Origin of the sequence: Endozoicomonas sp. GU-1 (assembly GCF_027366395.1) — a bacterium.
In the GTDB taxonomy this organism is placed as follows: domain Bacteria; phylum Pseudomonadota; class Gammaproteobacteria; order Pseudomonadales; family Endozoicomonadaceae; genus Endozoicomonas.
On the sequence record NZ_CP114771.1, the window covers coordinates 3923968 to 3937549 of the forward strand.

Annotated in this window: 10 protein-coding genes and 1 pseudogene; 5 read left to right on the forward strand and 6 right to left on the reverse strand. The window is 44.4% G+C overall.

Annotation, left to right across the window (positions count from 1 at the left end; all coding sequences use genetic code 11):
- Positions 1 to 558 precede the first annotated feature (558 nt).
- A pseudogene (locus O3276_RS16320) lies at positions 559 to 2290 on the forward strand (acetolactate synthase 3 large subunit).
- The gene (gene ilvN / locus O3276_RS16325) at positions 2290 to 2781 is read left to right on the forward strand and encodes an acetolactate synthase small subunit (protein ID WP_101748023.1); all 492 of its coding nucleotides are present in this window, start codon (positions 2290 to 2292) and stop codon (positions 2779 to 2781) included. Before O3276_RS16320 ends, ilvN begins: the two are co-directional and overlap by 1 nt.
- A 96-nt stretch (positions 2782 to 2877) precedes the next feature.
- Here the strand turns inward: ilvN and O3276_RS16330 are convergent, their stop codons facing one another.
- The 3 genes from O3276_RS16330 to O3276_RS16340 form a co-directional block, all read right to left on the reverse strand.
- Positions 2878 to 4902: a hypothetical protein gene (locus O3276_RS16330; RefSeq protein ID WP_269672278.1), complete on the reverse strand. Its 2025-nt coding sequence runs from the start codon at positions 4900 to 4902 to the stop codon at positions 2878 to 2880.
- Between the two features lie 471 nt (positions 4903 to 5373).
- The gene (locus tag O3276_RS16335) at positions 5374 to 7401 is read right to left on the reverse strand and encodes a hypothetical protein (protein WP_269672279.1); all 2028 of its coding nucleotides are present in this window, start codon (positions 7399 to 7401) and stop codon (positions 5374 to 5376) included.
- A 775-nt stretch (positions 7402 to 8176) separates the two neighbouring features.
- On the reverse strand, positions 8177 to 8371 hold the full coding sequence (locus O3276_RS16340) for a hypothetical protein (protein ID WP_269672280.1): 195 nt from the start codon (positions 8369 to 8371) through the stop codon (positions 8177 to 8179).
- 130 nt (positions 8372 to 8501) lie between these two features.
- On the opposite strand from O3276_RS16340, the gene O3276_RS16345 reads away from it, so the two are divergent.
- On the forward strand, positions 8502 to 9836 hold the full coding sequence (locus O3276_RS16345; RefSeq protein ID WP_269672281.1) for a hypothetical protein: 1335 nt from the start codon (positions 8502 to 8504) through the stop codon (positions 9834 to 9836).
- Between the two features lie 148 nt (positions 9837 to 9984).
- On the forward strand, positions 9985 to 10260 hold the full coding sequence (locus O3276_RS16350; RefSeq protein ID WP_269672282.1) for a hypothetical protein: 276 nt from the start codon (positions 9985 to 9987) through the stop codon (positions 10258 to 10260).
- A 227-nt stretch (positions 10261 to 10487) separates the two neighbouring features.
- Here O3276_RS16350 and ilvY read toward each other — a convergent pair whose 3' ends face one another.
- The gene (ilvY, locus tag O3276_RS16355) at positions 10488 to 11372 is read right to left on the reverse strand and encodes an HTH-type transcriptional activator IlvY (protein ID WP_269676004.1); all 885 of its coding nucleotides are present in this window, start codon (positions 11370 to 11372) and stop codon (positions 10488 to 10490) included.
- Positions 11373 to 11566: 194 nt separating this feature from the next.
- On the opposite strand from ilvY, the gene ilvC reads away from it, so the two are divergent.
- The gene (ilvC, locus tag O3276_RS16360) at positions 11567 to 12583 is read left to right on the forward strand and encodes a ketol-acid reductoisomerase (protein ID WP_101749131.1); all 1017 of its coding nucleotides are present in this window, start codon (positions 11567 to 11569) and stop codon (positions 12581 to 12583) included.
- Positions 12584 to 12669: 86 nt separating this feature from the next.
- Here the strand turns inward: ilvC and O3276_RS16365 are convergent, their stop codons facing one another.
- Positions 12670 to 13323, reverse strand: a complete 654-nt coding sequence (locus O3276_RS16365) for a DUF2959 domain-containing protein (protein WP_269672283.1) — start codon at positions 13321 to 13323, stop codon at positions 12670 to 12672.
- Positions 13320 to 13520: a YqaE/Pmp3 family membrane protein gene (locus tag O3276_RS16370; RefSeq protein WP_269672284.1), complete on the reverse strand. Its 201-nt coding sequence runs from the start codon at positions 13518 to 13520 to the stop codon at positions 13320 to 13322. Before O3276_RS16370 ends, O3276_RS16365 begins: the two co-directional genes overlap by 4 nt.
- Between the last annotated feature and the right edge of the window lie 62 nt (positions 13521 to 13582).

Sequence of the window (13582 nt, forward strand, 5' to 3'; positions counted from 1 at the left end):
ACCTGCACGACTACGGATGCAGGAGCTCCTCCCGACGACGGGAATCGTCGATAACCTCGTACTCTCCATTGTTGCATTAGTCATTTATCGTCTTTCTGTGACAAAAAAAACTCGTATTCTCCGAGGTGAAATCCGTATTTATGTTGACGGATGGCTGCTGAAAGTCAAAAATGGCACCTCCTGAAGCCGCCCAAGAAGCTGCGTTGGGAATTATGCGACAATTTGATGCCGTTTATCTGCGGCTCAGATAAGAGTGTTCCTTAGTGTACCGACTTCTCGATCTTGTGCTGAGATCATTTGTTGGTGCACTGCTCCTACCCGCACAGGAATGTAGCATTTCTGCAAGCCAGAATTGTGAGTCTCATGCAGCCCGGAGCTGCACTTGTTGGTGAAGGCTGATCGTTAAGAGATGCCTTTTCGTGTTCGCCAATTTCTAACACGCTCTGTTTCAGGGACTGTTGGCATTGAGTCGGGATATTCAGCGACAGAAGATGTTAATAGCGCCAGCAATTCGGGGCGATATAAAAATTCATTCCAAATAAAGCCGAGGGTTAGCAAGTGGAGCTATTATCCGGCGCGGACATGGTGGTCCGATCACTGGCAGATGAGGGAGTCGAGTATATATACGGGTACCCGGGGGGGGGCTCTGCTGCACGTCTATGACGCTATTTTCCGGCAGAAGGCGATTACCCATATCCTGGTACGTCATGAACAGGCTGCCACCCATATGGCAGACGGTTACGCAAGAGCAACCGGCAAGCCGGGCGTGGCCCTGGTAACCTCTGGTCCGGGGGCAACGAATACCATTACCGGTATTGCCACTGCCTACATGGACTCGATCCCCATGGTGGTGCTTTCCGGTCAGGTGCCGTCTGCCTTTATAGGCAGTGATATGTTTCAGGAAGTGGATATGGTGGGTATTTCCAGACCCATCGTAAAACACAGCTTCCTGGTCAAGCGGGCTGAAGATATTCCAGAGGTCATCAAGAAAGCCTTCCATCTGGCACAGACCGGTCGCCCGGGGCCTGTTGTGGTTGATATCCCCAAGGATATTACCGACCCGGGCAAAAAGTACCAATACAGTTACCCGCAAAAGGTACGGCTGCGTTCCTATAACCCACCGGTTAAAGGTCACAATGGCCAGATTCGCAAAGCGGTTGAACTGCTGGCAGAGGCTAAAAAACCCATTATCTATGCCGGTGGCGGTGTTATTTTGGGCAAGGCGTCTGAACAACTCACAGCGCTGGCGAAAACATTGAATGTACCGGTGACTAATACTCTGATGGGCTTGGGTGCCTACCCTGGTTCGGACCATCAGTTTGTCGGTATGCTCGGTATGCATGGCAGTTACTGCGCGAACCAGGCGATGCACAATGCGGACCTGATTCTGGCAGTGGGCGTCCGTTTTGATGACCGGGTGACTAATAACACAGCAAAGTTCTGCCCGGATGCCAAGATCATTCATATTGATATTGATCCGGCCAGTATCTCTAAAAATATACCGGCGGATGTGCCGATTGTCGGGCCAGTGGATGCGGTACTGGACACCATGATCCGTCAGATAAAAGAGACCGATATCCGTATTGGTCAGGAAGCGCTCGATAGCTGGTGGCGTCAGATCAATGAATGGCGTGAAGGTCGTGGTGGCCTGTTCCCTTACAACAAGGGTGACGGCACTGTTCTCAAGCCTCAGCAGGTTATAGAAACACTGTATGACGTAACCCGGGGTGAAGATACCTACATCACGTCCGATGTTGGTCAGCACCAGATGTTTGCTGCCCAGTATTATCCATTTGATAAGCCCAACCGCTGGATTAACTCCGGAGGCTTGGGAACCATGGGCTTTGGTCTGCCTGCTGCGATGGGAATAAAACTGTCATTCCCGGGCAGCCATGTGGCCTGTGTCACCGGTGAGGGCAGTATTCAGATGAATATTCAGGAGCTCTCTACCTGTCTGCAATATGATTTGAACGTGAAAATCATCAACCTGAATAATCAGGCACTGGGCATGGTACGACAGTGGCAGGATATGCAGTATGACAGTCGTTATTCCCATTCTTACATGGATTCACTGCCAGACTTTGTCAAACTGGCGGAGTCCTACGGGCATGTGGGCATGAGAATTACCGATCCGGCCAGGCTGACGTCGGCCATGGAGGAAGCGTTCTCGCTGAAAGACCGACTGGTCTTTATGGATATCCAGGTGGATACCAGTGAGCATGTTTACCCTATGCAGATCAAGGACGGCAATATGGCCGATATGTGGCTCAGCAAAACGGAGAGGACCTGATGAAACGGATTATCTCTGTTCTGGTTGAGAACGAACCCGGTGCACTGTCGCGTATTGTCGGGCTTTTCTCCCAGCGTAATTACAACATTGAGACATTGAATGTTGCACCAACGGAGGACAAAACACTGTCCCGCCTGACGCTGACCACGGAGGGCAATCCCCAGGTCGTTGAGCAGATTACTAAACAGCTGAACAAGCTGGTGGATGTGGTAAAACTGGTGGACCTGACCGAAGGTGCTCATATTGAGCGGGAGATGATGCTGATCAAGGTGCGTGCCGGTGGGCCACTGCGTGCTGAGGTAAAACGGACAGCGGATATTTTCCGTGGTCAGATCGTCGATGTGACCAGCTCTGTCTACACCATCCAGCTGACCGGAACCGGTGAAAAGCTGGATGCCTTTATTGAAGCCATTGGTCAGGCACAGGTGCTGGAAGTTGTGCGAAGTGGGGTCACCGGTATTTCCCGTGGGGAAAAAGTGCTATCTCTTTAAGCACTGTCGGTTAATTTTTGGTCATATACCCCGCAGCTTGTTGCGGGGTAGTTTATTCAAGCCCTTTGAACCGGGTATTTTTGGCTTAGCCGGATGTCAGTCACTGGGAAGATTGGTTTCTAATACTTCCAGCATCATGTTGTTGTCAGGATGCAATGCCTTTTGTTGTAATTCCCTGGCCAGTTCATAAAAACTTTCTCCTGGTGTAGTCGCTCGTGACATATAATCGACCAGTATCTCATGGGATTTATCACAGACGTACTGGCAAAACTCGGGTAACCTGCCTGCGTCTACTACCCTCTCAAAGAAACGTTGCCGATAATCAGCGGAGTTTTCATGAACGTTTGAAGTATTTGTTTCATTAAAAAAATACGGCATTATGGTCAGGAACAGACCTTCAGAATCTTCCAAGATAAATTTGGTGATTGTGAAATATATCTTGAAGAGATCTAAATGGGCATGCTCAGGTCTATTCCATAAATTCATGTTGCTTAATTTACTTAACTTAATTTCCTCTTTGCTCATGGTTTTCAGAGCCGATTTAACCTCCTGCATATCGTATGAATTCAAATAAAATGCATCATTGACTACCTTCCAGTGGTCTAAGGTCTCCTGGTTGCCTGTTTTTGGCAAACTATGACCATCAAGTCCCAGATACGGTTTATTCAGGCACTGCGCCATATTAGCGGTGCTGGCTCCTGGTGCATAAATGGGGATGTTGGAAAAGTAACAAACCAACTCAAATAATCGCTTCGGTAAAAAATCAAATTCAAAGACGGTGACATTATCTTTAAGTGATTTGTCGTTGGTAAAATCTAAGGAGTAATCCGTTGAAAACTGTAGCTTAATGGTGTCACTGAGTTCTTTTCGTTCTTTTTCAGACAGGAAATTTTTCTCATTATTTGGTGCAATCATAACGATAGGCTTATCACTGAAGCATGCTTTAACAGCGTTTACGTAATGAAGATACTGAGATTTCGACATGCCACAACGATGATAAGAAAGGGCTAAATATATTTTACTTTCCTTGGCTGATTGGAACAGTACTGTAAAAAATTGAGCTAACTTATCAAGATCATAACCCTGTATTGCCGGATTCAATTTTTGTAAACTATTCATTATCTCCATTTTCATTAACTCTGGTGTAGAGGTATTTTCGTTTACCACGTATGGATAAATAGGCAGATGATTTTCCCAATTTTTCAGGTTGAGATCCTCTATACCTAACATAGGGAACCATCTATAGTTGGTTATTTGAAATAATGGAGCTTCTGTTGATACTTCAAAAGAGTCCCAATAAGTATAAATTTGCAATGTATTTTTTGATATAAACTCTTTTGGTTGTCCAGGTTCTACTATGTACGGAATACCAAATATCTTTTTGGGTTCTGTTTCTGGTGATGATAATCTGTGCGTTGTATCTCTATGTATGGCTGCATCATCAATGTCACGGTCAGGTAAACCAGAAATAAGATTTGGTAATTTATTGGCAAGAGTGTGTTCACAGCCAGAAAAGCGAATTCTTTGTAAAGTACCAGGAGAAAGTCTGACAAAATTTCTTAAAAATTCTATAAACAGGTTTAAATTACCATAACCCTTATTCTTTTCTTTATTTTCTAACAGAAAAATGATTTCTTCGATTTTTTCAGCTTTTTTTTGTAAATTAGTAATTCTATCGATAGATGAAACTTGAACCGGCGTCTGCTTGTAAAAATCCTGAAGAAAAGATAGCCATTGCTTATCTTTTGATATCAGGCCATCAACGGACTGACGTGTAGCAATTTTGATAATAGAAGGCTCTTTACTGTTTTCCATATTTTCTGGAAGTACTACTTCAGCTGCGGAACTTTCACAAGCTGTGCTTTTTGGATCAGGCCGTATCATTCCTTCATTAGTTGAAACAGAATAATGTTGTAGTTTGGAAGCAGGTGATTTTTGTGTCGTATACTCTGGAGGGTTTACTTGATTTGCGACAGTCGTTATGCAAATACCCTTCTTCAGGCATTCATTTATTTTAGGGTTTTCCTGGCAAGCAAAACCCTCAGTAATATTATGAGTATCTTTTTCTTTAAACTGTTCATTAGTAAGTTGAGGTTGATCTGGAAAATTATTGTTAATCATGATGTATCTCCTATCCAATTTTCCCTTACTGGCTGAGAAAACGTTCATTTGTGTATTGCACAGCAATCGGGTGAGTTAATAACGTTAGGTATTAAACAAAATAGTATTCCCTAAGTCACTAACTGATGAGTCAGGTATTATAACACCTTGTAGGAGCTCACGAGGTTTTATAAGGGCTTACAAGAATTTTTCCATTTCCAGAATTGAAAAGAAATGTGTGGGATCAATCATCATAAGCCTCCTAGGAGGCTGACCGAGAATAGACTGCCCTACTGCGGTGGCAGCAAATTGGTCTAAAAAGTCGGAAATTTTTAGCAAATAGAACCACTATTCACTAAAAATTTCCGACTTTTTAACCTCAATTTTCTGCCATCCTCGCTACGGGCGCTATTCTCGGACAGCCTCCTAGGTCCTGGGGTTATTAACCCCCCCCCCCCCCCTTGAATGGGCTATTTTTGGCTTAGCAGGAGGTCAGTGATCCGGAAGATTTTTTTCCAATACTTCCAGCATCATGTTGTTGTCAGGATGCAATGCCTTTTGTTGTAATTCTCTGGCCAGTTCATAAAAACTTTCTCCTGGTGTAGTCGCTCGTGACATATAATCGACCAGTATCTCATGGGATTTATCACAGACATACTGGCAAAACTCAGGTAATCTGCCTTCGTCTACTAACCGCATAAAGTAACTTTGCCGATCATCAGCTGAGAGTTCGGTAAACTCATGGATTTTTGAGGTATCCGTACCATTAAAAAAATGTGGAATCAGTGTTGCAATTAGCCCATGGTGTTTTAGGATATGGTCGGTGATTTCCTCACATATTTTATGGAATTCTAAATGGGCATTCTCAGGATTGCTCCATAGCTTGTATTTATGTCTGTCACATAACTTAATTTGCTCTTTGCTCATTGTTAACAAGGCCGATTTGACCTCCTGCATGCTGAATGAATCCAAATCAAATGCATCATTTGCTACCTTCCAGCCACCTAAGAATTCCGGATTACCTATTGTTGGCATTTCATGACCACCAACTTCCGCCAGATAGGGTTTATTTAAGCACTGAGCAATATTAGCGGTGCTGGCTCCCGGTGCATAAATGGGAATATTGGAAAAGTAACAAACCAACTCAAACAAACGTTTCGGTAAAAAATCAAATTCAAATACGGTGACATTATCTTTAAGTGATTTCTCAGTGGTAAAGTCTAAGGAATAATTAGTTGAAAACTGTATATTACCAGTACCACTTAGCTCTTTTCGTTCTTTTTCAGACAGGCGCTTTTTCTCGCTGTGTGGTGCAATAATGATGATAGGCTTATCTCTAAAACACGATTTAGCGGCATTTGTGTAATTGTAATACCTCGGTTTTGTCATCCCGGAAGCATGATAAGCAAGGGCTACATATATTTCTTTTTCTTCGGCCAATTGAAATAATTCGGTAAAAAATTGAGCTGATTTTTCAGCATCATAACCATGTGTTGCTGGATTTTGTAAGCTGTTAGCTATCTCCCTTTTCATTAACTCTGGCGTTGACGTATTTTTACTTGCCTCGTACGGATAAATCGGCAGATGATTTTCTTGATTTTTTGGTAGGTTTTTCCTTACATTCCCAGGGAACCATCTATAGTTAGTTATTTGAATTGATGGATGTTTTTGTGATATTTCAAAAGATGGGTCTCTGACGGTGTAAATTTGCAGTGTGTCTTTTGATAAAAAAAGGTTTGGTATTCTATCTTGTATTACGTATGGAATACCAAACACCTTATCATAGCATATTTTTGGTAATGATAACCTGTGAACTCCATGAATGTTAAATTCATCAATGTCTCGGTCAGGTAAGCCAGAAAGAAGATTTGGTAGTTTGCTGCTTAGAGTGTCTTTACACCCAGAAAAGCGAATTATACTTAAAGTGCCAGGAGAGAGTCTGACAAAGTTTCTCAAGAATTCTATATAGAGGTTTAAATTTCCATAACCCCGATTGAACGACTTATGTTCTACAAGAAAAACGATTTCTTTAACTTTTGCAGCTTTATTTTGTAAAGCGGTGATTCTATCTATAGATGATGCTTGAATCGGCATTTGCTTGAAAAAATCCTGAAGAAAAGACAGCCATTGTTTGTCCTTTGTTATCAGGCAGCCAACACGTTGAAGATCAGTACTTTTGATAATAGAAGGCTCTTTACTGTTTTTTGCATTTGCTGGAAGTACCTCTGTTGTGGAACTTTCATAAGCTTTACTTTTTCGATCATACCATGTAATTCCTTTATGAGTTGAAGCAGAATAATGCTCTAGTTTGGACTGAGTTTCAGCAGATAATTTTTCTGAAGTATTTTCCGGTTTGTTTACCTGGTTTATGATAAAAGTTGCACAAATATTATTCCGAAAGGATTTTTTTAAATTCTGTTCATCTTTTTCTTGTTCAATTTTTTCTTTTTGTTTTAGCAGTTCATTGGGCGGTTCATTGGTAAGATGAGGCTGGGCTGTAACATTATTGTTAATCATCATGATGTATCTCCTAACCGAATTTCCGTTAATGAGCTGAGAAAGTTTTAATACCTTGGTTTCACAGTTGTTGGGTTAATTTAGTAAACACTTTGCTTTTCCATAAATTACTAACCGGTCAGTTACTTAGAATAACACCTTGAAGGTCTATTTTTGACTTAGCCGAATGTCAGTTATTCGGAAGATGTCTTTACAATACTTCCAGCATCATGTTATCAGGATGCAATGCCTTTTGTTGTAATTCTCTGACCAGTTCGTAAAAGTCATCTCCTGGCGTAGTCGTTCGTGACATATAATCGAGCAATATCTCATTGAATTTATCACAGACGAATTGGCAAAACTCGGGTAATCAATTTGCAGTGTGTTTTTTGATAAGACGTCGGTTGGTATTCTACGTTGTACTATGAATGGAATTCCAAAGATCTTATCGGGTCTTGTCTTCGGTGAGGAGAATCTGTGATTCCCGTGAATGATCGAATTATCAATATCACGGTCAGGTAAACCAAAAATAAGATTGGGTAATTTAGTGCTGAGAGTGTGTTCACAGCCAGAAAAGCGAATCAGATTTAAAGTGCCAGGAGCAAGTCTGACAAAATTCCTTAAAAATTCTATATACAGGTTTAAATTACCATAGCCATGATTATTTGAGTGATTTTCTATCAGGAAAACAATTTCTTCAACTTTTCCAGCTTTAGTTTGTAAAGAGTTGATCCTATGCATAGATGAGGCCTGAATCGGTGCCTTCTTGAAAAAATTCTCTAGAAAAGATATCTATTGTTTATCCTTTTGTATCAGGCAATAATTTTTCCAGCGTATTTTCAAATTTGTTTGCCTGGTTTACGACAGATGTTGTACAAATATCATTCTCAAAGATTTTTTTTGTATTGTGGGTTTCCGAGCTGGCATGGTCATTAGCAATATTCCGGGTATCTTTTTCTCGTTCAATTGAAAAGAGATATGTGAGCTCAATCATCGGGCTATGCCAGGATGTTGAATAGACACTTGATCTACCTCAGATAAGATCTAGACTGCTCATGCTGTAAGTCAACGGGTGATATTGAAAACAGTCGTCAAACATTCCGGCAGTTAAAGAGGAAATCATAATGACACCGATTTCAGCCCAGGCTTCAATTGCCACTGCTAATATCAGTGGTCCTGCCGATGTTCCGAAAAAATCCCAAACGGCCACTTTTTCTCATCGAAACGTTTGTTTTTCAATGAATCTTCCTTCGAAAAAAATACAATGCAGCGGTGAAAACCATTTAATAACATCGATAGCGCAGTGTCTGGGAGAAGGGCATCTTTTGTGCCGGGATTGTCAGTTGACCTCCAGCCCTGGAACCCTGACTCAAATGCCCAAATGTCCACTTGACGGCTCCGATGTCGTGGATGACATTGCCGAAACCCGCAGTTTCGGGCACACAGAGATACCATGCCCTTCTGCTACCACATTTGAACCTCGCCATGAATCGGCCTGCACCTGGAAAGGCCCTTACCGGGAGGTCAAATCTCACCTGGATGAATGTAATGGAATTCCCGACAGCACCAAATTAATGATGCAGGGTAAGCAGCTAAAAGAGCTGCAAGCACAACTCATGAATTCAGAGAAAAAACAAAGTGCGAGGATACAATCTCTGACTCAGAAATATGAAGCGCTGGATCAAGGAACGCTTCAGATATTGAAACGAGATGCAGAGAATCTGCTGCCATTATTGACTAGAGCTGTTCTCTGCTTAGGCAATGCGAATCAGAACATCGACAGATTGCGAACGCGGCTTGATCGATTGGAGGAACGCACTGGTAACATGGAGCGACAGTTCAATAGTTTTGTTTTCCGAAGTGCCCGGCAATCAGCTGTCGAGAGTTTAGCCGCCGAGCAAAGATACCTGACTAACCTGCAGCGATCTTACGTAACGGCTGGAAGTTTGGCTCCTATGGAGTCGTCTGATAATACAGGTAGATGTGTTGACGTTTTTTTATGGCGAATAGATGGGGTTCAGTCATGGCTGGCAGATGCCGCAACAAGGAAAGATCAGTGTCATTATTGTCCTGCAGTCTATACAACAGACCGCTACTGTGTGTCCGGACAACTTTCTTCCTATGAACAAGCCAGTGCAAGAGGTTATCTCGGGGTCTATATTGCTGTATGGAAAGGTCAATACGATGAGCAGATTCGCTGGCCAATGAATAAGATGATCTCGCTGTGTCTGATTGATCAAAATGACCCTGCCAAACGTGCAGGGGGAATGTTTGCCTCTGAGGAGAAGCCAGGCTTCCAAAAACCGCAAAAGCGGGTAAATAGCGGATGGGGCTTTTCTAAATTCCTGGCGCTGAATGATCTGAGCAATCCTGAAATTGTGCAAAATGACTCTCTGCATATAACGATTAAACTGGAGGACCCCTCTCCTGGCTCTGATGCATCGGAACGGCATCATTAAGGATAGAGGTAGCAATCAAATATGGCTTCACAAATGGATATGTTGCTGATGCGAAACGAGTTCGTATAAGTACATTGTCATGTGTCTCTGTGCCATCTCCCAAAGTCTGCTATGTTCATGGCTCATTCAATAAAAACAGGTAGTACCTATGTCACTGGAAGCCAAGGTAAACGCTCTCGACTATGCGTTCCAGGAAAACAACAAAATCCTTGAAGCGACTCAGGGAGTTGTATCCCTGATCCTCAATGAACAACGTGATAAGTTCAAGGAGGTTGATCGCCGTTTGGATGCGGTTGATCATCGTTTGGACGCGGTTGATCGCCGTTTCGACGCGGTTGATCACCGTTTGGATGCGATTGATCGCCGTTTCGACAAAACCGAAGAGTTGCTCATTCAAATCGTCAACCACCTTGCCAGCAAGTAACACGTCACCTAACGAACAGCATCAAGGGAATCAGTGCGCCTTACGCAAAGACTCAGCCTGTTCGTAATGTTCATCAAACGTAGACGGTCTGCATGGAAGAACTCTTCCGTCTACAACCAGAATCGAGTCACCCTTGCAGACAGCAACATCCCCTGTTTTTGGATTTTCCAAATAAAGCCGTTTGACCTTTATAAAAAGACAACTCATTCAGTGACGTGCAAACCCGTTTACTCGGATAGCTGCTGCCAGAATGCGGCAATCAGTGGATTCTTTAACTTCTTTTCCAGTACACACAGCCCCACTTGATAAGGCTTAAGTTCCGGACTGACGGTTAATACCTGAACCTTTCCGGCCAGCGGGCTGTTATTCAAGACAATCTCAGGAACCACGCCAACACCAAAACCAAGGCTGACCATACTGACAATGGCCTCATTGCCAGCCACCTGGGCATAGATTTGTGGGTGTCTGCCATTAGCCTGAAACCAGGCATCCAGTCTTTGCCTTGCTATTCCCTGTTCCTGCAAAATCATGGGAATGCCTTCAAAGTCATCAGCCAGCAGGGATTTGGCGTTAAGGGTTTCTGCCAGCCGGGATTCAACAGGGGCAATAAACCGTAGCGGTGAAACGGCTATTTGCTGAAATGCCAGTCCGGCAGGTAGGTTGTCAGGCCTGGCGGCAATGGCCAGGTCTTCCTGTTCGGTTAATACCCGTTGAATCGCTGGCTCAGGATCACCGGTGTGCAGTTTGATTTCAATGCCCGGGTATCTTGGTCGAAACTGGCTGAGAATCTCATAGAGAAAGCTATAACTGGCAGTGACTGAGCAATACATGCTCAATGAGCCGTGAAGTTCCCCGGCACCAGCCACCAGTTCATGATGAATTATGTCCCATTGCGAGAGCGCTTCACGTGCATAAGCCTGAAATCGTTTGCCTTTTTGTGTGAGCGAGACACTTCGATTGTTCCTTTCAAACAGTGTCACCCCCAGCTGATCTTCCAGCTGTTTGATGTTGCGACTCAGGGTTGACGGGCTGACATGGCAAATAAGGCTGGCCCTGTTGAAATGCAGGGATTCCGCCAGTGCGAGGAACTGTTTCAGAGGGCGAAGGTCTATAGCCATAAGAAAATCAGGGTTATTACATATTTTGCAATTTTAAGTTGCAAATATATCACTAAATGCAACTATACGCAGAATCACCTATCAGTTATGGTGTACCCCACGTTGGAAGAGCGGCGACTATGGGAAGCCGCTGTGTAAATAACAAGCCTAAATCCACCGGACTGGTGTTTTCTTTCAGGAGTTATTCGATGAAAGTTTATTACGATAAAGATTGTGACCTCTCCATTATCCGTGGCAAAAAAGTCTCTATCATTGGCTATGGCTCTCAGGGTCATGCCCACGCTAATAACCTGAAAGACTCTGGTGTTGAAGTAACGGTTGGCCTGCGTAAGGGCTCCTCTTCCTGGGCCAAGGCGGAAGCAGCGGGTCTCCTGGTGGCAGAAGTACCCCAGGCTGTTGCCCAGGCTGATGTGGTTATGATTCTGACACCGGACGAGTTCCAGTCCCAGCTTTACCGGGAGGTGATTGAACCGAACCTGAAGCAGGGAGCGACCCTGGCTTTTGCCCATGGTTTCGCCATCCACTACAATCAGGTAGTACCCCGTGCTGATCTTGATGTCATCATGATTGCCCCCAAGGCACCGGGCCATACTGTACGCTCAGAGTTCGTTAAAGGCGGCGGCATCCCAGACCTGATTGCTATTTTCCAGGACGCTTCCGGCCAGGCCAAAGACGTTGCGCTCTCCTACGCGTCAGGTGTCGGCGGTGGTCGTACCGGTATCATCGAAACGACGTTTAAAGATGAAACGGAAACCGACCTTTTTGGTGAACAGGCCGTGCTTTGTGGCGGTGCTGTTGAGCTGGTCAAAGCCGGTTTTGAAACCCTGACGGAAGCCGGCTATGCACCGGAAATGGCTTACTTTGAGTGTCTCCACGAACTCAAGCTGATTGTTGACCTGATGTACGAAGGCGGTATCGCCAATATGAACTACTCCATCTCCAACAATGCGGAGTACGGTGAGTATGTGACCGGTCCACGGGTGATCAACGACGAGTCACGCAAGGCAATGCGTGAAGCGCTGAAAGATATTCAGAACGGTGAGTATGCCAAGAAGTTTATCTCTGAAGGTGCTCTGAATTATCCATCCATGACCGCCTATCGTCGCAACAATGCGGCCCACCCGATTGAGAAAGTGGGTGCCCAACTGCGGGAAATGATGCCCTGGATCACCGCGAACAAGCTGGTTGATAAAGAGAAAAACTAATACTGGGTAGTTAGAGTTGTCGCTTGAAAAAACAGGATATTTCGCAAGAAATATCCTGTTTTTCGTTGAAGATAAAGAGCCGAAAATCAGGGCTGCTTGAGCGCTTGAATAAACTGCCGTGACTGGTCAATGGAAACCTGCATATCACTGATCAGGCGATCAATATCCGCCTTGATGGTGTTGAACTCCCCTTTCAATGCACTGATGGCCCGGGCATTCAGGTTATGCTTTAGATAAAGCACCTGATCCTGAAAGGCATCCAGCACCGGCTGCATCCGTTGTTCAGATTTTTCCAGACTGACCATCATACGCTGATACTGACGTCGGGTGTCTTTCAGCTTCTGGGCACTGGCTCTGCGCAGACTATCGCTCTTGTAGAGATTGAGTTCGTCTTCCCATTCGTCAAACAATGCATCAGACACACTCTGAACGCTGGCAATGCGGTCTCTTACTCGCTCTGCAGCGGTCAGGCTGTCCTGGTATTCTGAGTTCAGGTCATTGTAGGCGGCTTCCAGGTCGCCACCCTCAAAGTTGATAACACTCTGGAACTGCTCCAGTGCACTTTGGAATTGCACCTGTGCCTGCTCCTGTGCAGTTTGGGTATCTTCAATGCGATCCACCATAATATCGCGCTTATGGATGCCTACTTTTTCCATGGCGCTGTAATAAGTGCTCTGGCAACCGGCCAGCAGGAGTGTCGCTACGAACAGGGTGGCTGTCTTCAGTGTTGCAATTTTCATCGGTGATTCTTCTCAATGGCGTCGATCAGTTCTTTGTTGCGTTTGTCGGCCAAATGGCTATTCACCACAAACAACGCATGGATAACACCCGGCAACCAGGCACATAAGGTAAGGATGATATTCAAGATCACTTGAAATGGCTTACCGCAGAGTAGCACAGCCAGCGGCGGTAAAATAATGGGCAGAAAATAGCGCATAACCTGTCAACCTGTTCACTAATTAACTATTGCCCGATTTTGTATCACAATGCTTTTTCGGC

Coding starts and splice junctions, on each gene's coding strand:
- O3276_RS16365 (WP_269672283.1), bottom strand. CDS start 13,323: ATGAAAATTGCAACACTGAAGACAGCCACCCTGTTCGTAGCGACACTC.
- ilvC (WP_101749131.1), top strand. CDS start 11,567: ATGAAAGTTTATTACGATAAAGATTGTGACCTCTCCATTATCCGTGGC.
- O3276_RS16335 (WP_269672279.1), bottom strand. CDS start 7,401: ATGATGATTAACAATAATGTTACAGCCCAGCCTCATCTTACCAATGAA.
- ilvN (WP_101748023.1), top strand. CDS start 2,290: ATGAAACGGATTATCTCTGTTCTGGTTGAGAACGAACCCGGTGCACTG.
- O3276_RS16350 (WP_269672282.1), top strand. CDS start 9,985: ATGTCACTGGAAGCCAAGGTAAACGCTCTCGACTATGCGTTCCAGGAA.
- O3276_RS16345 (WP_269672281.1), top strand. CDS start 8,502: ATGACACCGATTTCAGCCCAGGCTTCAATTGCCACTGCTAATATCAGT.
- O3276_RS16370 (WP_269672284.1), bottom strand. CDS start 13,520: ATGCGCTATTTTCTGCCCATTATTTTACCGCCGCTGGCTGTGCTACTC.
- O3276_RS16330 (WP_269672278.1), bottom strand. CDS start 4,902: ATGATTAACAATAATTTTCCAGATCAACCTCAACTTACTAATGAACAG.
- O3276_RS16340 (WP_269672280.1), bottom strand. CDS start 8,371: ATGATTGAGCTCACATATCTCTTTTCAATTGAACGAGAAAAAGATACC.